The organism is Croceicoccus sp. Ery15 (assembly GCF_020985305.1).
Classification (GTDB): domain Bacteria; phylum Pseudomonadota; class Alphaproteobacteria; order Sphingomonadales; family Sphingomonadaceae; genus Croceicoccus.
The window spans coordinates 2,789,764-2,808,451 of record NZ_CP087588.1; the positions used below are offsets into that span (position 1 = coordinate 2,789,764).

Here is an 18,688-nt window from a genome sequence, read left to right on the forward strand (position 1 = left end):
CTTCGTCGGATCGGCCCAACGCATCACAAGCGGGGCATTCAGATCCCGCGCGAACCGGCTGGTCCCCGTCTGTTTAACCGGGGAAGGAAAGCCTATGAGCATCAAGCAGATCATCGCCCATCGCGACGCGGGCATCGTCAGTTGCCGCGCGGACCATACGGTTGCCGAAGCCGTCGCCCTGTTGCGCGGCCGCAGGATCGGGGCGATGCCGGTGATCGACGAAATGGGCACGGTGCAGGGGATATTCTCCGAACGCGACGTCATCCGCTGTCTGGATGAAATGGGGGCCGACTCGCTCTCTGCCCCCGTCAGCACGGCGATGACATCACCGCCGGTCACGGTCGATTCGGAGATGTCCGAACTCGACGCGCTGGCACTGATGACGCGGCGGCGGATTCGCCATTTGCCCGTGGTCGATCAGGGCCGCATGGTCGATTTCATTTCGATCGGCGACCTGGTGAAAGCCCGCATCGACCAGATCGAACAGGAAGCGCAGGACATGCGCGCCTATATCCGCAGCGCCTGACATCGCATTGCGGTCATGGTCGCCGCCGCGCATGGCTTGCCGCGCGCGGTGGTGCGCCCTATCTGTGGGGCATGGAAGAACAGCCGATCCAGCTAAGCCCCGCCGCCGCCAAGCGTGTCGATCTGATTGCCCGCAATCAGGGCAAGCCTGCGATCCTGCGCCTTGCCGTCGAAGGGGGCGGCTGTTCGGGCTTTCAATATCGTTTTGGCCTGACCGATGCGGTTGATGCGGACGATGTCTCGGTCGAAACCGACGGGGTGACATTGGCGGTCGATACGATCAGCCTCGATCTCGTACGGGGCAGCGTGGTGGATTACGTCGAATCGCTGGGCGGCGCGGCGTTCAAGGTCGAAAATCCGAACGCGGCGGCCGGATGCGGCTGCGGTTCCAGCTTCGCCGTCTGATCGCCGGTTCCGCATGAAGATCGCCAGTTTCAACATCAACGGGGTCAAGGCGCGCCTGCCCCGCCTGCTCGAATGGCTTGACGAAACGCAGCCCGACATTGCCTGTCTGCAGGAAATCAAATCCAGCGACGAGACCTTTCCCGCGAATGAGTTCGAGAAGGTGGGATACACCCCCATCTGGCACGGGCAAAAGGGCTTCAACGGCGTGGCGATCCTGTCGCGCGGCGACGAACCCGCGACCGAAGTGCTGCGCGGCCTGCCGGGAGACGACGAGGACACGCATTCCCGTTATCTGGAAGCGGATTACAGGGGCGTGCGGATCGTGTGCATCTATCTGCCCAACGGCAATCCGGTGCCCGGACCGAAATTCGATTACAAGCTGGCGTGGATGGAACGGCTGCGCAGGCGCATGGCCGAACTGCGCGCGGATGAAATTCCCAGCATCGTGTTCGGCGATTACAATGTGATTCCCGAAGACAAGGATGTCTGGTCACCGCAAGCGATGGCGAGCGACGCGCTGATGCAGCCCGAATCGCGCGATGCTTTTTTCCGGCTGATCAATGATGGCTGGACCGATGCGATCGACCTGCACCACCCGCGCGGCGGCATCTGGACCTTTTGGGATTATCAGGCCGGCGCGTGGCAGCGCGACCACGGTTTCCGCATCGATCACGCGCTGCTGTCGCCCGAACTGGCCGACCGTCTGGTCGCCAGCGGCGTCGACAAGAGCTATCGCGGGCGCGAAAAGGCCAGCGATCATACCCCTGTATGGGTCGAATTGCGCGATTGATCTTCCGGTAAACGAGAAAGGGCCACCGGCCACGATAGGGGGGACTGGCCGGTGGCCCTTTGCGCATCCGGCCCTTTGGGGGGACAGGCCGGTGCGGGGGAACTGTGCTGCGCGGGTTCAGCCGCGATCAGCGATAAAAGATATGGTTATCGATCTGCGCCAGACGGGTCATCTTCCGGCTCCAGCGCGGACGGACATAATTGGCATGGAAATACAGCGCGCCCTCGGCCTCGCTTTCCCAGCCATTCTCATCGGCAATCAGCGCCAGCTTCTTGGCGCGCTGCCATGCGCGGCTCGACTTGTTGATCGCGGGCATCGATTTGCCGCGAACAAAGCTGAACTGGTGCCGCTGATAGACCACGCCGCAATAGCTCGACGGGAATTTCGGCGATTCGGCGCGCGCCACGATCACGCGGGCCACGGCCAGCTGACCCGACAGCGGTTCGCCCTTTGATTCGTGATAGATCGCACCGGCAAGACAATTCAGCTGCTTGTCGAGGCCCTCGGGCGTGGGAAGGCCGGCCAGATAGTCGCCAAGATTGGCAGCCATCGGCACGGCAGCCTGCGTCTCGACCTCTGGCGTTTCGGGGATCGTCTGCACGACCGGCTGCGAAACGAAGCTGGGTGCGGCCTGATCGTCCTGCTGGGTGGTGACGGATTCCGCCACGCTTTCGATCGCTTCCACGGGAACATAATCGCCCATTTCAGCGTAAGCACTCGTGCCCTCAAATCCGAAGAGAGCGATTCCTGCCATGACAGCCAGCGACAGCGCGCTGGCGCCTTTAACCTTACGGCCCATTAATTACGTCGATCGAATGCGGTGAACGCGCCTGTCGCAAGGTTTCGGCGGGCCTGCACCCCAGGGGATGCGTTTATCTGGCCTGCCGGAAAGACCCTTGCCGGTCGTTCCCCGTCTGCGCGCTTGCCATGTGGTGCCGATATGCACGCCATGACTGCCTACGCCCGTCCGTTGCGGGCGCTATCTGTGTTTGTGGCGAGAATGTGTCAACCCGCCGGTTCCCGATTAAGGGATAAAACGTTCCGCCTGTGCGATTTCAACATCGATAATCCAGCAATCCGTGTCCTGATTGCCACGCTTGCTTAGATAGTCAGAAAATTCCCGTTCTTTTTCAATGGTTTCTTCGCGCGTTTTGGTCCATTTCCGGTTACCGTCCAGATCGGGCATCCGTTCATAAAGACATAAATTGTCGTGCTGGTGGCGCGTTGCGATCAATATGGTGCCCGCGTCACGCTCTCCCTTGTGCAGGATTGTTGCGAAACCGCCGGCATTATTTACGGATCTTACAATGCCCGAAACCTCGATATGGGCGGGCAAACGGGCATTCATCGCCCTATTCGCCCGAATCGGGGCCGGTCGATTCGGCCATGCGATATCCCGGCAGGCCCGAAAGCGGGATCTGCGACCGCATGAAAGTGCCCGTTCCGCGGCCCACTTCCTCGCCCTCTTCGTCCAGCAGCCGCGATTCCGCCACCAGCACGCGGCGGCGGCCGCTGATCCAGCGTCCCTCGGCACGGATCTGCCCGCCCTTGATCGGGCGCAGGAATTGCAGGTTGAACGATGTCGTCAGCAGGAACCGGTCGCTGATCAGCGTATTGGCCGCATAGAACGCGGCATCGTCCAGCATCTTGAAATAGATCGTGCCATGGGCCGCGCCGGCGGCATGGAACACGCTTTCGTCGATGTCGAACAGGATCGTCGCGGCACCCTCACGCTCGATCGACAGGGTCGAACGGAACGTGCGATTGATCGGGGCCGAGGCGTAAAGCCGCTCCAGCGCGCGCCAGTGCAGCGCCGCGCCATCGCCCGAACCGTCAGGCAGCATCCCGCTCGGACACATTGGCGAGAAGCGCATAGACCGCTTCGTCGCCCGGGGCTTCGATCAGCCGGTCGCGCATGCGATCGTCGCGCATCGTGCGGCTGATCGCGGCCAGGGCATGCAGATGCATCGCCCCCGCCTTTTCGGGCGACAGCAGGCCGAACACCAGTTCGACCGGCATGCCATCGGCGGAATCGAACGAAACCGGCGTTGCAAGTCGCATGAATACGCATACCGGCTGCGACAGCGCATCCAGCCGTGCATGCGGGATGGCGGTGCCGCGCCCGAAACCGGTGCTGCCCAGCTTTTCCCGCTCTTCCAAAGCTTCCAGCACCGAGGACTGGTCGAGCGCATAAACGGCGGCAAAGCGCTGTGCCAACGCTTCCAGAACGCCCTGCTTGTCCTCTGCATCGCAGCTACCGACAGCTGCGGGATCGAGTACGAATAGCGATGTCATCGTTTCGGTATCATCATTTCTGCGGCCCCAAGCGGGACCATCCCAGTTCCGAACGCCCGAATTGGCCGGGCGGCGGCCTGCAATGCAGACCCGTCGCGAAGGGTGCCATTAAAGGGCAAAGCCCCCTGCGTCGGCGGCTCCATCGCACAAAAGGCTTGGCAAAATGCTAAGCTCGTCGCGCAAGAGCAGAATCGGCAGGGGGGCCGGAAATTCCCGATCCGGGTGCGACTAAGCCCCGAAATCAGCTGGTTGCGTTGGGTTCAACCCATCCGATCGTCCCGTCGGAGCGGCGATAGACCATATTATGCCGCCCAGTGCCAGCATTTTTAAAGAATAACGCGGGCGTATCGCGCAGATCCAGCATCATCACCGCATCAGATACTGATGTTTCGGGAATATCGGTGCGCGTTTCGGCGACAATCGCGGGCGCATCGCTCGCTTCGACTTCTTCGTCACCCGTTTCCGGTTCGGGACCGGCAAAGACCGTATAGGCCGCGACTTCTTCGCGAATGGCGTGATCGGCCTGTTCGTGCCGGTCTTTCAGTCGCCTTTTATACCGGCGCAACTGCTTTTCGATCTTGGTAACCGCATGATCGACAGCCTGATGCGCTTCTTGTGCCTCGCCATGGCCCTTTACGATCAGGCCCTGCATCACATGGGTCACGATGTCGGCGGTAAAGCTTTCATGCGGTCCCCGCCCTAATGTGACCTGCGATGAAAGCGCTCGATTGAAATATTTGTCGACGATTCCCGTAAGCCGTTCCGAGGCGTGTTCCTGAAGGGCTGCACCGGTTTCGACCTGGTGACCGGAAACGCGAATATCCATCGACTACTCCTTCGTCTTATCTTCGCCCCGTATCGTGGCGGGGGGCTTGCCGCCAATCGGGTCGCCGCTCAGCGCCTCCTGTTCGGAGGCTGGGCGACGCCCATATCCCAGATGGGGTCGGTCAGTGTCGCAATAAAGGCCGAATGTGCCGCCAATTCGTCCTCGCTTGCAAAATGGGGGCGCGGTTCGCGAAAAGGCCGGTCGACCTGCACCGGCCCTGCGGCGGCCCGTGCGACCGGCACTGCCGCCTCTGCCGCCAGTTCCAGCCCGATCTGCCGCCCGCCCGTCAGCTCGACATACAGCTGCGCCAGCAATTCGGCGTCGAGCAGCGCGCCATGCTTGGTACGGTGCGAACGGTCGATGCCATAGCGGGTGCACAAGGCGTCCAGCGACAGCTTTGCCCCCGGATGCTTGCGCCGCGCGATGGCGACCGTATCGACCATGCGGTCCATCGACACGGCCATGCGCTCGCAAAATTCCAGCTCGGCATTCAGAAAGCCGAAGTCGAAACCCGCATTATGCGCGACCAGCGGCGCATCGCCGATAAATTCCAGCAATTCGTCCACGCGCTCGTGGAAACGCTGCTTGTCGGCCAGAAAAGCCTCGGACAGGCCATGCACGGCCTCGGCCTCGGACGGCATCGACCGGTCGGGGTTGAAATAGGCGTGGAACACGTTTCCCGTGGCCACGCGGTTTATCATTTCGATGCAGCCGATCTCGACAAGGCGGTCGCCGTTACGCGGGTCGAGGCCGGTCGTCTCGGTATCGAAGACAATCTCGCGCATGGGGATTTTATGCGCCCGACGCGGCATATAGGCAAGCATAACCGGCATCAGGAACGAAGCTTTGCCGCGGCGCATTTTACCGTCATGCCGCCTGCAACACTTTCCTGCGCCTATGCGTGATTTCGGCTGGATCCGCGCCGAACCGCATGGAATCCATGTGATTCCCTGCGACGCATGGGTCGATCCGGCCCGTGCGGTCGATCACGCATTGGTCACCCATGGCCACGCCGATCACGCGCGCGGCGGGCATGGCCGTGTTTTCGCCACGGCAGAGACTCTGGCGATCATGGGGCTGCGCTATGGAGTCGCGGCAGAAGGAATCGCCGTGCCCTTGCGCGAATCCGTCGATCTGGGCGGCCGCGTCAGTGCCAGCTGGCATCCGTCTGGCCATGTGCTGGGCAGCGCGCAGATCCTGCTGGAACATGCAGGCGAGCGGGTCGTAATCACCGGCGATTATAAGCGCCGCCCGGACCCGACATGCCCGCCGTTCGAAGTAGTGCCCTGCGACATCTTTGTGACAGAGGCGACCTTTGGCCTGCCGGTATTCCGCCATCCGCCGATCGAAGACGAGATTGCCAAGCTGACCGATGCGCTGGCCGCCGCGCCCGACCGATGCGTCGCCGTCGGGGCCTATGCGCTGGGTAAGGCGCAGCGCGTGATCGCGGAACTGCGGCGGCTGGGCCATCACGATCCGATCTATCTGCATGGCGCGCTGGAAAAGATGTGTGCGTTATACCAGGATCACGGCATTCCGCTGGGCGATTTGCGCCCCGCGACCGGTGCCGACAAGGACGAGATGCGCGGTGCCATCGTGGTCTGCCCGCCATCGGCGCTGAACGACCGGTGGAGCCGCCGCCTGCCCGATCCCGTCACGGCGATGGCATCGGGCTGGATGCGCGTTCGCCAGCGGGCACGCCAACGCAATGTCGAACTGCCGCTGATCATTTCCGACCATGCCGACTGGGACGAACTGACCGCCACGATCGCGGAAGTGAACCCGCAGGAAAGCTGGATCACCCACGGGCGGGAGGAAGCGCTGCTGCGCTGGTGCCAGTTGCATCAACGCCGCGCGCGGGCGCTGGCTCTGGTCGGGTATGAGGACGAGGATGATTAGGGGGGACGACTGATGCAGGCCTTTGCTGCCCTCCTCGACCGGCTGACCTATACCGGATCGCGCAATCGCAAGCTTGAGCTGATTGCCGCTTACCTGCGCGACACGCCCGATCCCGACCGCGGATGGGCGCTGGCGGCCCTGACCGGAGAGCTGGATTTTCCCGCCGTAAAGCCCGCAACCATCCGCAAATTGCTGACCGAGCGGGTCGATCCGGTGCTGTATGCCCTGTCGCGCGATTACGTGGGCGACACGGCGGAAACGGCCAGCCTGCTATGGCCCGAACCCGCCAGTGGGGCCGAACCCGCCATGGCCCCCGAAGCCGCGCCGTCGCTGGACCGCACCGTCGCGCTGCTTCGCGGCATGACCCGCGCGAATGTGGCGGTGGAGCTGCCGCGCCTGCTCGACCGGCTGGACGCGAACGGGCGCTATGCGCTGATCAAGCTGGCGACAGGGGCGATGCGGATCGGCGTGTCGGCGCGGCTGGCGAAAACCGCCTTTGCACAAGCGTTCGATGTCGCGGTAGAGGATGTGGAGGAGTATTGGCACGGGGTCGACGCGCCCTATGCCGCGTTGTTCGCATGGGCCGCCGACGGCGCCGATCCGCCGCGCCTCGACCTCGTCCCGCTGTTCCGGCCGTTCATGCTGGCCCATCCGCTGGAAGACCGCGAAGTCGATCTGGCGGATTATGCCGCCGAATGGAAATGGGACGGCATTCGGGTGCAAGTGGTGCACACGGCCGGAAAAACCCGCGTTTATTCGCGTTCTGGCGACGATATTTCAGACACATTCCCCGAAATAGCGGACGCATTGCCCTTCCCCGCCGTGCTCGACGGCGAATTGCTGGTCCGCGGCACCCATCAGGGCGGCGAAGAGGGCGGCGCGGCGAGTTTCAATGCGCTTCAGCAAAGGCTGGGTCGCAAGACCGTGTCGGCCCGAATGCAGCGCGAATATCCCGCTTTCGTCAGGCTTTACGATGTGTTGCTGGCCGATGATCAGGATTTGCGCGAACTAGGCTGGAGCCAGAGAAGGGCTGCGCTAGAATCTCTCATGAATCGACTGGATGATGCTAGATTTGATCTGTCATCCGTGATTCAAGCAGCGGATTTCGCTACACTTTCCGATCTGCGTGATAGATCACGCGATGACGCGATCGAGGGCATCATGCTGAAAAAGCGCGATTCGCCCTATGTGGCAGGCCGCCGGTCGGGCCTGTGGTACAAGTGGAAGCGCGATCCGCTGCTGATAGACTGCGTGTTGATGTATGCCCAGCGCGGCAGCGGCAAACGGTCCAGCTTTTACTCCGATTTCACATTCGGCTGCTGGAACGGCGATCCCGAAGATCAGGGGAACAGCGGAGGCGCCGAATTGCTGCCGGTGGGCAAAGCCTATTTCGGCTTTACCGACGAGGAGCTGAAATGGCTCGACCGGCATGTCCGCCAGCACACGGTGAACCGCTTTGGCCCGGTGCGAGAGACGGATAAATCGCTGGTGCTCGAAGTCGCCTTTGATTCGGTTCATGCCAGCAAACGGCATAAATCGGGGCTGGCGATGCGTTTCCCGCGCATCCACCGCATCCGCCGCGACAAGCCTGCGCATGAGGCCGACCGGATCGAGACCCTGAAAGCGCTGATCAGGGACTAGAGATCGCGCGCCAGCCGCGCGGCAATCCTTTGCGCCGCCCTGCCATCGCCGAACACTGTGCTGGGTTCGGGCATCGGGGCGGCCAATGCATCTTGCGCCCTGGCAAGCATCAATCCGGGATCGGCCCCTACCAGCGTGGCGGTGCCCGCCTGCGAGGCTTCGGGCCGCTCGGTCTCGGCCCGTAGCACCAGCATCGGGCGGCCCATGGCGGTCGCTTCTTCCTGCACACCGCCGCTGTCCGAAACGATCAGCCGCGCGGCACGCATCAGGCGCAGGAAAGCGAAATAGCCCAGCGGTTCGACAATCCGCACATGCGGCACGCGCCCCAGCATGTCGCGCAGTACCGCGTTTTCCTCTCTCGGATGCAGCGGAAGGACCAGTTCGACCTTCTCGCGCGCAGCCAGCGCGCGCAACCCTTCGGCAATCGCGCGCAATTCGCCCTCGCCATGTTCGCGCCGGTGAACGGTGGCGAGCACAATCGGCCGTTTGCCCGCACGCGCGATGACAGGCGCGGCTTCCGCCCCCAGCGTGTCGTCCGCATCCAGCCGCCCCAGTGCCCAATGCATGGCATCGATCACCGTATTGCCGACTTGCTCGACCTGGGCGGGCGATACCCCTTCGTTCAGCAGCGCCAGTTTCGCTGCGGCGGTCGGCGCGAAATGCCAGCGCGCGAGCCGCGATATCATCCGTCGATAGGCTTCCTCGGGCCATGGCCGGTCGATCTGGCCGGATCGTAAGCCTGCCTCGACATGGGCGACGGGAATCTGGCGGTGAAACGCCGCCAGCGCACCCGCCAGCGCCGTGGCCGTATCGCCCTGCACCACCACCGCGCGCGGGCATTGCCGGTCCAGCGCGGTGCCGATCGAGGTGGTCAAACCGGCCAGAAGCGCGCCCAGATCGACCACATCGGGGCGCAAAAGCTGCTCATCCGGCGCAATCTGAGCGGCATCCAGCACGCTGCGGCCCAGATTTTCATGCTGCCCGCTGTGGCAAAAGCGCGGCGACACGATCCCGCCCGCAGCCAGTGCCTGCATCACGGGGACAAGTTTGATGATCTCCGGACGGGTTCCGGCAACGACCAGCACGGACAAGGCTGCGACCCCTATGTAAGATTTAGCGCGTGTTTTGCATATGTTCGGCAATTGCAGCGGCATGGGCGCGGCCATTCTCGACGTAATGGTCGATACCCTCGGCCATGTCCGCCAGCGCAGCATCGGGCAGTTCGCGCACCAGCTTTGCCGGACGCCCCACCCACAACTCGCGCGGGCCGATCCGCTTGTTTTCCGTCACCATGGCCCCTGCCCCGACCATGGCTTGTTCGCCGATGACCACGCCGTTCATCACGATGGCACCCAACCCGACAAAGCCGCCACGCTCGATCGTGCAGCCGTGGATCATCGCCATATGGCCGATCAGCACATCTTCACCGATGATGGTCGGCCAGCCGGCGGGTTGCGCGGGTTTCGGGCTGTCGCAATGGATGACGCTGCCGTCCTGCACATTGCTCCGCGCGCCGATGGTGATTGTGTTCACGTCTGCGCGGATAACGCAGTTGTACCAGATGCTGACATCCGGCCCGATTTCCACATCGCCGATGATGCGGCAACCCGGCGCGATAAAGGCGGTGTCGTCGATGCGCGGGCTCTTGCCATTGATCGCCATGATCGTGACGTCGGGGCGGTTCATAGACGGTCCTCCCATTGTTGGCGCGTGATCGACCATGCGGCAATATCCTTGGCCCATGCTGCATCGCCTTCGGCCTTGAAATCAAGGTCTTCGCGCCGTTCCATGCCCAGCCGTAGCATCAGGCCCCAGCTGGCCGTATTTTCAAGCACCGTCAATGCGATAACATGTGGTGCTGCAAAGCGTTCGAAGGCTGCGCCCATGGCCGTAACGGCTGCCTCTCTGGCAAAGCCGTGGCCCCATGCATCCTCTCGCAAACGCCAGCCGATCTCAATGTCTCCGATGGGTCCGGGAACCAGATTGGCTCGTTTCAATCCGCAAAAGCCCAGAATCTCACCAGCCAGCGGGCCATTGTCCGCCTTCCGCTCGACAATCCAGAAGGTAAAACCGTGATCGCGGCGATACGCCTCCAGCCGGTCCAGCATCGCGCCGGCCTTTTCATCGTCAAGCACGCCGCCCAGCCAGCGCATGACGGCGGGCGTGTTGGTATGGCGCAAAAAGGGTTCGCGGTCTTCGGGCGTCCAGTCGCGCAGGACCAGCCGTTCGGTTTCCATCCGGAAGGGCGCGCGCCCGATGGTCATCCCAACAGCTTTGCCGCCAGCGGCGCGTGATAGGTCAGCACCCCGCTTGCCCCCGCGCGTTTGAACGCGGTCAGCGTTTCCAGCACCAGTGCGTTGCGGTCGCCTGCTCCGGCGGCGGCAGCAGCCTCGATCATCGCATATTCGCCGCTGACCTGGTACGCGAAAACAGGGACTTCGAACGTGTCTTTCACGCGGCGTACGATATCCAGATAGGGCAGACCGGGCTTGACCATCACGCTGTCCGCGCCCTCGGCCAGATCCAGCTCGACCTCGCGCAGCGCTTCCTCGCTATTGGCGGGGTCCATCTGATAGGTCTTCTTGTCGCCCTTCAGCAGGCCGCCCGAACCGACCGCATCGCGGAACGGCCCGTAAAACGCGCTCGCATATTTGGCGGCATAGGCCATCAGCTGGACATTGGCATGGCCGGTTTCCTCCAGCCCTTCACGGATCGCGGCGATGCGTCCATCCATCATATCGGACGGGGCAACGATATCCGCGCCCGCATTGGCCTGATTCATCGCCTGCTGCACCAGTGCGTCGACCGTGGCGTCGTTCACCACATAGCCCGCTTCGTCCAGCAATCCGTCCTGCCCGTGGCTGGTATAGGGATCGAGCGCCACATCGGTCAGCACGCCGATATCCTCGCCGCAGGCATCCTTGATCGCGCGGATCGCGCGGCACATCAGATTGTCGGGATTATGCGCCTCGGTCCCTTCGTCATCGCGCAGACCGGCAGGCGTATTGGGGAACAGGGCCAGACACGGAATGCCAAGCTCCACCGCCTCTTTCGCGCGTTTTGCGATCACGTCGACCGATCCGCGCGATACGCCGGGCAGCGAGGCGATATCCTCGACCACGCCGGTCCCTTCGGTCACGAAAACCGGCCAGATCAGATCGGCCGGGGTCAGCACGGTTTCGCGGTAAAGCGCGCGGCTCCATGCGCTGGCGCGGGTACGGCGAAGGCGTAGATTGGGATAGCTGCTCATGGATGAAGCCTCTGCCCGATGCGCAGGCGCTTGGGAAGAGGTCCGCAGTCTAGCCGGGCGCGTTCGACAGGCGGTCGGCTTCGCGCTCCGGCTCCGCAGGCTGGGCATTGGCCTGCACCAACGGGTCAAGCGCAGCCCCCGGCTTCACTTTCTTCAGCTCAACCAGCTGGCTGCGGAACTGGCGCAATTCGGCAGCGGACAACTGTTGCCGTACCACGAAGTCGACCGAGGCCGGATTGATCACCCGCCCGTTCCGATACATCTCGTAATGCAGATGCGGGCCGGTCGACAGGCCGGTCGACCCGACATAGCCGATCACCTGCCCGCGCTTGACCCGCTGGCCGCGATTGACCGCGATCCTGCTCATATGCGCATAGCCGGTGGCCAGCCCTCCGCGATGGTTCAGCTTTACGAAATTGCCGAAACCGCCATTGCGCCCCGCCATGATCACCGTGCCATCGGTAACGGCAAAGATCGGCTGGCCCGATCGCGCACGAAAGTCGAGGCCGTTATGCGGGCGGCGGATTTTCAGGATCGGATGGCGGCGCATGCCGAAACCCGAACCGACCGCGCCGTTTACCGGCTTGATCAGCCCTTCGCGTAATTCGCCTTGCCCATTGGCATCGTAGAAACGGTTGTCCTTGCCCCAGCGCAGCAATTGCGCGCGCGGCGATCCGCGGCGGTCCAGCCCGGCGTAAAGCACATCGCCGACCTCGACCTCTCCCGTCTCGGCACGCTTATAGGCGATGATCATATCGAATGTGTCGCCCGCACCGACTTCGCGATTGATATCAAGCGCATCGCCAAGGGCCTTCAGATATTGCTGCACCGATTTGGCCGGTGCGCCCGCCGCCCGCGCGGCGCGATAGAGGCCCGATCCCACCGTGCCGGTAATGCGCAGCGGCGTATCGTCCACGCGGATCACCCGGCGTTCCAGCGCCAGCGCCCCCCCTTCGCGCGCAACCGCCAGTTCCAGATCCAGCCGCGCACGAAAGCTCAGCCTTTCCAGCGGGCGGGGCTGGCTGGGGGTGGCGCGGCGGCCAAGGCGGATGTCAAAGCTGGTACCGCTGGCAATCTGGTCGAGCGGCAGGCTGCCGCCGATCAGTTCCTCGACACGCGCGGCATCGTTCCCGCTGACGCCTGCGCGGCGCAACATCGCGGAAAGCCTGTCGTCCTTGCCCATGGTGGCGGTCAGTTCGACGACCGGACGTTCAGGGGCGTTCGCCAGCGGCACGACCAGCCGCGAGGGCCCCATGCGCCGCCCGCTATCCGCCCCCAGAGCCAGCGGTGTGATGATCTGGCTGCGATATTCGTCGCGCTCTTCCTCAGTCAGCCGTGACGGGGCAGCCGCCTGCAGGGCCGAGAAATCGGGCCAGAACGCGAATGTCACGATGATCAACGCGACCAGCAGGCCCAGCGATCGGAACCAGCGCGCGCTGCCGATATCGGCGCCAAGGTCGCCGACCCATTTTTCCGCCAGAGTCCTGTCATCGCCATTCGCGCGGAGTGCCTTTACCACGCTGCGGCCATCGCTTGCTTGCGTCATATCCGTCCGGGCATTCAAGTTCGGGCCAAACCGGGTCCGGCCATATGTCATCTGCCATATCTCAGCGGGCGCAGATCCCGTTTGCACCATCGCTGGCCATGATCCTGCCGCGCCGAAACTTAATTCCCGCCCAAATTCGCAGACGGATCGACGAACGGAGCCAAGTTTGCGGCAAGTCGTTGGATTCGTTCCGCTTGGGGATTGGCGATGTGCGCTCTCTTGCGGCTGCGATGATGCAATGCCACATTGCCCATGCGATGAGTTCGCCCGCGATCAAGGCCGTTCTGGGCCCCACCAACACCGGCAAGACGCATTTGGCCGTCGAGCGGCTTTGCGCCCATTCCAGCGGCGCCATCGGTTTTCCCCTGCGATTGCTGGCGCGCGAGGTTTACGACCGCGTCGTCGCGATCAAGGGCGCGGATAATGTCGCGCTGATTACGGGCGAGGAGCGGATTGACCCGCCCAATGCACGCTGGAAATTATGCACGATGGAGGCGATGGACCGCGATGCCGATCTGGCCTTTATCGCGATTGACGAGGCGCAGCTGGGCGCGGATCGCGAACGCGGCCATGTCTTCACCGACCGTTTTCTGAATACGCGCGGGCGCGATGAGACGATGATCCTCGGCTCCTCCTCGCTGATTCCGATGGTGCAGGCGCTGGAACCGAAAGCGGAAATCGTGACCCGCCCGCGCTTTTCGACGCTGAGCCACGCGGGGCCGGTCAAGCTGTCACGCTTGCCCCCGCGCAGCGCCGTGGTCGCCTTTTCGGCAGAGCAGGTTTACGCCGTGGCCGAAATGCTGCGCCGATTTCGCGGCGGGGCGGCTGTCGTAATGGGTGCTCTTTCACCACAGACGCGAAATGCGCAGGTCGAAATGTTCCAATCTGGTGAGGTGGACTATATCGTCGCGACCGATGCGATTGGCATGGGCCTTAATCTCGACGTCAATCACGTGGCGTTTGCCAGCCTTGCCAAGTTCGATGGCGAACGCCGTCGCCGCCTGACGATTGCGGAAATGGCGCAGATTGCCGGGCGCGCGGGGCGGCACCAGACCGATGGCACATTCGGCGCGCTGGCGGGCGAAGGCGGGGCCGAATTCCGCGATGACGAGATTTTCGCCATCGAAAATCACAGCTTCCCGCCCTTGCAGCGCCTGTATTGGCGCGATGCGCGGCCGCGTCTGCATTCGCTGGATACCCTTATCGAGGATCTGGAGACTGCGCCCGACCACCCCGCCCTTGCCGCCGCGCCCGAAGCGATCGACCTGACCGTGGCGCGCATGCTGTCCGCCGAACCCGCCATTGCGCAGGCGGCCAAAGGCAAGGCGATGGTCGGGCGGTTCTGGGATGCCTGCTCGTTGCCTGATTTCCGCCAGCTTGGCGCGGAGCATCATGCGCGTTTCGTGGCGCGGCTGTGGCAGGATCTGTCGACCGGCACCGGCCATATTGCGCATGATTTCGCCGCCGCCCGCATTGCAGAGCTTGACCGCACAGGCGGCGATATCGGAACGCTGCAGGGCCGCATCGCCGCCATTCGCAGCTGGTCCTATATCGCGCAGCGGCCCGATTGGCTGCTTCAGCGCGAGGAAATGGCCGAACGCGCGCGGGGAGTGGAACGCAAGCTGTCCGAAGCGCTGCATGCGCGCCTGACCGAGCGTTTCGTCAATCGCCGTACGGCCGTGTTGATGCGCAAGCTGGGTGCCGATGCCGGTCTTTTGCCGGTCACATTGGGCGAGCACGACAGCGTGCTGGTCGATGGCGAGGAGATCGGGCATCTGTCGGGCTTCGCCTTTCATGTCGATCCGCAGGCGCGGCTTGAAATGCGTCGGCTGTTGCTGGCGGCAGCGGAAAGGCATCTGCCGCGATTGTTAGATAAAAGGGCACGCGAATTGCTGGAAGACGCGGCGGAAGGCCGGAATATCGCCTGGAATGGCACGCATCTGGCGTGGAACGGGCACAATGTGGCGCAATTGCGTACCGGTCGGGACATGTTCCGGCCCGCAATTCAGCTTGAACCGGGTCTCGACCTGCTATCACCCGCTCGGCGTGCAGAGATCGAGGCGGCGCTAAACGCGTTTCTCGATGAGGAGCTGCAAACGCTCGATCCGCTACGGCGCGTGGCGGAAGGGGCCAAGGAATTGTCCTCTGGCCCGGAACTGCGCGCCTTGCTGATCCGGCTGTCCGAACAGGGCGGGATCATCGACCGCGAGGAGTCGGGTCTGGTCGATCTGTCGCCCGAACAAAGGCAGATGATGCGCAAGTTGGGGGTAAAGGTCGGCGCGCTCGATATTTTCATGCCTGCGATGTTGCGTGCCAGATCGCTTGACCATTGGGCTGCGCTGGCACGGCTCGCGGGTCAGCATGTCGCGCCGGTCGAAGCGCAAATGCCGGCCGCCCTGCCTGTCGCCAAGGGGTCGGCGCCGCTTGCCTATCGCAGGGCGGGCGACCGTTTCGTGCGGATCGATCTGGCCGAACGCCTGCTGCATGCCGCGCATCAGCGCCGTACGCGCTGGACCGATGCGGGGAAAAAACGCCATCGCCAGCCGCCCCGCTTTACGCTCGACCCCACGATGGCCCTGTCGATGGGCCTGTCGACCAAGGCCTATGCTCATCTTCTGCGTCTGGCGGGATTCACCGCCGATGCGCCGCCAGCGTGGCCCGAGGGCAAGTTCGGCCCGCCGACACCGCCGCGCTGGCGCTGGCGTCCGCGCAGGGCGGGTGAAGCGCATGGCGGCGCTGGCCAGCGCCATACGCACCGGAACACCGGCGACAATCGCAAGGCTGCGCCCCGCAAGAACGGCGGGCGCAACCGGCCCGATCGGCCCGCACCGCAGCCGGTGGCGGGCAATCCCTTTGCAGAACTGGCGGAGCTTCTTTCATGACATTGCATGCAACCGGCGCCCAATCTTCGCTGCGGATTGACCGGTTGTTATGGATGTTACGGCTCGCCCACAGTCGCGGGGCTGCGCAGGATATCGTTGCCGCCGGACATATCCGCCGCAACGGCCAGCGTGTCACGCGCATGGCGCAACCCGTATGCGCGGGCGATGTGCTGACCGTGCCGGTGGGCCGCGCGATCCGCGTCATCGCGCTCGACTCGCTGCCATCGCGCCGCGGCCCCGCGTCGGAGGCGCAGAGCCATTACCATGATCTTGCGAACCACACGCAACAGAACCCAAGTGCTTGACGCGCAGGAATCGCGCCCATAGCAGACCGGATGCAACGTCTCTCAGGGATGGAATACAATGACCTACGTCGTCACCGATGCCTGCATCAAATGCAAATACATGGATTGCGTCGAGGTTTGCCCCGTCGACTGTTTCTATGAGGGTGAGAACATGCTGGTGATCAATCCCAGCGAGTGCATCGATTGCGGCGTTTGCGAACCCGAATGTCCCGCCGAAGCCATTCTGCCCGATACCGAAAACGGTCTGGAAAAATGGCTTGAGATCAACACCCAGTATTCCGCCGAATGGCCGAATATCACGATCAAGCGCGATCCCCCCGCCGATGCCGACGAGCATAAGGGCGAGGAAGGCAAGTTCGACAAATATTTCTCGACCGAACCCGGCGAAGGCGACTGATTCCAGCGGTTTAGGTCCGCGCGTTCGGTGGAAAAAGGCTCCCTGTTAACCGTGCAAGTCACGGTTGACGCGGGAGTCTTGTGCGTTTTGCGCACAAGACTCGCTTTCACCGTCATTTTATGGTAAAAAACCCTACGGTCGGCGGAAATTTCTCCGTCCGGCTTCGTCAGGAAAGGCGATTATTCCCGCAGGCACAGCTTCGCATTGGGCCGATCACTTCGGCGCAAGAAGGAGTTTTGGCCCCCCGAGACGAGGCGGCACCAGCCGTCTTTTCTATGCCAGAACCTCCGGTCGGACTGCTGCGGGACGCATTGCCACAGAAAGGACTCTGCATGACTGCCAAGGCACTTGCCTTCGACGTCGGTGACTATGTCGTTTATCCCAAGCACGGTGTTGGCCGCGTTATCGAGCTTCAAAGCCAGGAAATCGCCGGCATGCAGCTCGAGCTTTATGTACTCCGTTTCGAAAAAGAGCGCATGACCCTGCGCGTGCCCGTGAACAAGGTCGAATCGATCGGCATGCGCAAGCTGTCGTCGGACAAGACCCTGCGCGAGGCGATGGATGTTCTGAAATCCAAGCCCAAGGTGAAGCGCACCATGTGGTCGCGCCGCGCACAGGAATATGAAGCGAAGATCAATTCGGGCGACCTGGTGTCGATCGCCGAAGTGACCCGCGACCTGTTCCGCGCCGACGACCAGCCGGAACAAAGCTATTCCGAACGTCAGATTTTCGAAGCCGCTTCCAGCCGCCTTGCGCGCGAACTGGCCGCGATGGAAAAGACCGACGAGCCGGCCGCACTCGCCAAGATCCTCGAGATTCTGAACGAATATGCGCCGAAATATTACGAGCAGCAGACCGCCTGATCGGCCTGTCGCATCGTAAGGCAAAGGGGCCGCCGGTTCGATCCGGCGGCCCTTTTTCGTTGGTTCGCTGTGCGCTGCCGCGCCCGTTCATGTCATTCGTAGAGCGAAATCGCGCCTTGGCAGAGCGCAGAACGGCCAATGCTTGGAACGACTCGTTCCCATAGTGTATTGGTGTCGTAATACAGCTATGGAGTTTGCAATGCCCAATAACCGGCAATTCGACAATCTTGGCGATTTCGTCTCGGCAATCGCGGGCGTCGCCATGACAAAGGCCTTTGCCAATCTGGACAATCTGGACATCGACCTGAAAAAAGTCGGCCCGTTCAGCGCCAATTTCGGGGAGAAGATGCGCGTCGAATGCGACAGCGGCGTCACGCTGGAACAGCTTGACCTCGACGATGCGGATATCCGCCATATCGCTATCCTTGGCCCCGACGATGTCACCATCACCAAAGGCGACGACCCTGCCATTCTGGTCGAGGGTGACGAGGATGTCGCCGATGCAATCCGTTTCAAGGTGGAGGACGGCAGGCTGGCCGTGATGCGCCTTGGCGGAAAGCGGCAGCACGGCACCGCCACGGTGCAGATCACCTTGCCCAAGCTACGCAAGATTTCCCTCGCCGGATCGGGCAGCGTCATGTGCGATGCGATCACCGGCGGGAAGGCCAAGATCGCGGTGGCCGGTTCAGGCAATGTGACTTGCGGCACCATCGAAGCGGATCAGCTGAAAGTGCAGATGCTGGGCTCCGGCTCGATCAGCACCAAGGGCACGGTCAAGAACCTGTCGCTGAAGATCGCGGGTTCGGGCAATGCCAGCCTTGACGGGCTGAGCGCTGAGAGCGTGCATGTCAGCATGGCCGGATCGGGCAATGCCAGCTTTGCCAGCGACGGCGAGGTGTCGGCCAAGATGGCAGGTTCGGGCAATGTGACCGTCAAGGGTCGCGCGCGCTGCACCGTCAAGGGCATGGGATCGGGCAGGCTGGTCTGCGAACCGGCCTGATCGCAGTTTCGGACGCAGGAGTTCATCCTTCGTCCATCCCGATCCGTCATGCTAGGCGGCATTC

Annotated in this window: 21 protein-coding genes; 10 read left to right on the top strand and 11 right to left on the bottom strand. The window is 62.9% G+C overall.

Annotation, left to right across the window (positions count from 1 at the left end; all coding sequences use genetic code 11):
* The first annotated feature begins 94 nt into the window (after window positions 1-94).
* From LOZ77_RS13690 to xth, 3 genes are all read left to right on the top strand, one after another.
* Window positions 95-526 carry a CBS domain-containing protein gene (locus LOZ77_RS13690; protein ID WP_230279554.1) on the top strand — a complete coding sequence of 144 codons (432 nt, stop codon included), beginning with the start codon at window positions 95-97 and terminating at the stop codon, window positions 524-526.
* Window positions 527-597: 71 nt separating this feature from the next.
* Complete coding sequence (gene erpA, locus LOZ77_RS13695; RefSeq protein ID WP_230279555.1) at window positions 598-930, top strand: iron-sulfur cluster insertion protein ErpA; 333 nt, start codon at window positions 598-600, stop codon at window positions 928-930.
* A 13-nt stretch (window positions 931-943) separates the two neighbouring features.
* Window positions 944-1,720: an exodeoxyribonuclease III gene (gene xth / locus LOZ77_RS13700; RefSeq protein ID WP_230279556.1), complete on the top strand. Its 777-nt coding sequence runs from the start codon at window positions 944-946 to the stop codon at window positions 1,718-1,720.
* Between the two features lie 127 nt (window positions 1,721-1,847).
* Here xth and LOZ77_RS13705 read toward each other — a convergent pair whose 3' ends face one another.
* From LOZ77_RS13705 to dnaQ, 6 genes are all read right to left on the bottom strand, one after another.
* Window positions 1,848-2,519, bottom strand: coding sequence for a cell wall hydrolase (locus LOZ77_RS13705; protein WP_230279557.1), 672 nt, complete (start codon window positions 2,517-2,519; stop codon window positions 1,848-1,850).
* A 225-nt stretch (window positions 2,520-2,744) separates the two neighbouring features.
* Window positions 2,745-3,068 carry a DUF1491 family protein gene (locus LOZ77_RS13710; RefSeq protein ID WP_230279558.1) on the bottom strand — a complete coding sequence of 108 codons (324 nt, stop codon included), beginning with the start codon at window positions 3,066-3,068 and terminating at the stop codon, window positions 2,745-2,747.
* Window positions 3,069-3,072: 4 nt separating this feature from the next.
* On the bottom strand, window positions 3,073-3,564 hold the full coding sequence (locus tag LOZ77_RS13715; protein WP_230279559.1) for a PaaI family thioesterase: 492 nt from the start codon (window positions 3,562-3,564) through the stop codon (window positions 3,073-3,075).
* A complete protein-coding gene (locus tag LOZ77_RS13720) occupies window positions 3,554-4,015 on the bottom strand; it encodes a PTS sugar transporter subunit IIA (RefSeq protein WP_230279560.1) in 462 nt (153 codons plus the stop codon). The genes LOZ77_RS13715 and LOZ77_RS13720 overlap by 11 nt, the downstream gene beginning before the upstream one ends.
* A gap of 241 nt (window positions 4,016-4,256) precedes the next feature.
* Window positions 4,257-4,841, bottom strand: coding sequence for a ribosome hibernation-promoting factor, HPF/YfiA family (hpf, locus tag LOZ77_RS13725; protein ID WP_230279561.1), 585 nt, complete (start codon window positions 4,839-4,841; stop codon window positions 4,257-4,259).
* Window positions 4,842-4,909: 68 nt separating this feature from the next.
* On the bottom strand, window positions 4,910-5,626 hold the full coding sequence (gene dnaQ, locus LOZ77_RS13730; protein WP_230279562.1) for a DNA polymerase III subunit epsilon: 717 nt from the start codon (window positions 5,624-5,626) through the stop codon (window positions 4,910-4,912).
* Window positions 5,627-5,738: 112 nt separating this feature from the next.
* Between dnaQ and LOZ77_RS13735 the strand changes: the two genes are divergently transcribed.
* Window positions 5,739-6,740, top strand: coding sequence for a ligase-associated DNA damage response exonuclease (locus LOZ77_RS13735; RefSeq protein WP_230279563.1), 1,002 nt, complete (start codon window positions 5,739-5,741; stop codon window positions 6,738-6,740).
* Between the two features lie 12 nt (window positions 6,741-6,752).
* Window positions 6,753-8,381 (top strand): cisplatin damage response ATP-dependent DNA ligase, encoded by a 1,629-nt coding sequence (locus tag LOZ77_RS13740; RefSeq protein ID WP_230279564.1) that lies wholly within the window; start codon window positions 6,753-6,755, stop codon window positions 8,379-8,381.
* Here LOZ77_RS13740 and wecB read toward each other — a convergent pair.
* From wecB to LOZ77_RS13765, 5 genes are read right to left on the bottom strand one after another with little or no spacing between them, the layout of a single operon-like run.
* Window positions 8,378-9,466: a non-hydrolyzing UDP-N-acetylglucosamine 2-epimerase gene (gene wecB, locus LOZ77_RS13745; RefSeq protein ID WP_230281878.1), complete on the bottom strand. Its 1,089-nt coding sequence runs from the start codon at window positions 9,464-9,466 to the stop codon at window positions 8,378-8,380. The two genes, LOZ77_RS13740 and wecB, sit on opposite strands and share 4 nt — an antisense overlap.
* A gap of 28 nt (window positions 9,467-9,494) precedes the next feature.
* Entirely contained in the window at window positions 9,495-10,067 is a 573-nt protein-coding gene (locus tag LOZ77_RS13750; protein ID WP_230279565.1) for a gamma carbonic anhydrase family protein, read from the bottom strand.
* Window positions 10,064-10,645 (bottom strand): GNAT family N-acetyltransferase, encoded by a 582-nt coding sequence (locus LOZ77_RS13755; protein ID WP_230279566.1) that lies wholly within the window; start codon window positions 10,643-10,645, stop codon window positions 10,064-10,066. The genes LOZ77_RS13750 and LOZ77_RS13755 overlap by 4 nt, the downstream gene beginning before the upstream one ends.
* Entirely contained in the window at window positions 10,642-11,631 is a 990-nt protein-coding gene (gene hemB / locus LOZ77_RS13760; protein WP_230279567.1) for a porphobilinogen synthase, read from the bottom strand. Before hemB ends, LOZ77_RS13755 begins: the two co-directional genes overlap by 4 nt.
* Window positions 11,632-11,680: 49 nt before the next feature.
* Entirely contained in the window at window positions 11,681-13,177 is a 1,497-nt protein-coding gene (locus LOZ77_RS13765) for a M23 family metallopeptidase (protein ID WP_230279568.1), read from the bottom strand.
* 257 nt (window positions 13,178-13,434) lie between these two features.
* Between LOZ77_RS13765 and LOZ77_RS13770 the strand changes: the two genes are divergently transcribed.
* The 5 genes from LOZ77_RS13770 (at window position 13,435) to LOZ77_RS13790 (ending at window position 18,624) form a co-directional block, all read left to right on the top strand.
* Window positions 13,435-16,059 (top strand): helicase-related protein, encoded by a 2,625-nt coding sequence (locus LOZ77_RS13770; protein ID WP_230279569.1) that lies wholly within the window; start codon window positions 13,435-13,437, stop codon window positions 16,057-16,059.
* Window positions 16,056-16,364 (top strand): RNA-binding S4 domain-containing protein, encoded by a 309-nt coding sequence (locus LOZ77_RS13775; protein WP_230292303.1) that lies wholly within the window; start codon window positions 16,056-16,058, stop codon window positions 16,362-16,364. The genes LOZ77_RS13770 and LOZ77_RS13775 overlap by 4 nt, the downstream gene beginning before the upstream one ends.
* Before the next feature lie 58 nt (window positions 16,365-16,422).
* Window positions 16,423-16,761, top strand: a complete 339-nt coding sequence (gene fdxA, locus LOZ77_RS13780; RefSeq protein ID WP_230279571.1) for a ferredoxin FdxA — start codon at window positions 16,423-16,425, stop codon at window positions 16,759-16,761.
* Between the two features lie 332 nt (window positions 16,762-17,093).
* Complete coding sequence (locus LOZ77_RS13785) at window positions 17,094-17,624, top strand: CarD family transcriptional regulator (protein WP_066773380.1); 531 nt, start codon at window positions 17,094-17,096, stop codon at window positions 17,622-17,624.
* 199 nt (window positions 17,625-17,823) lie between these two features.
* Complete coding sequence (locus LOZ77_RS13790; protein ID WP_230279572.1) at window positions 17,824-18,624, top strand: head GIN domain-containing protein; 801 nt, start codon at window positions 17,824-17,826, stop codon at window positions 18,622-18,624.
* Window positions 18,625-18,688: the final 64 nt, after the last annotated feature.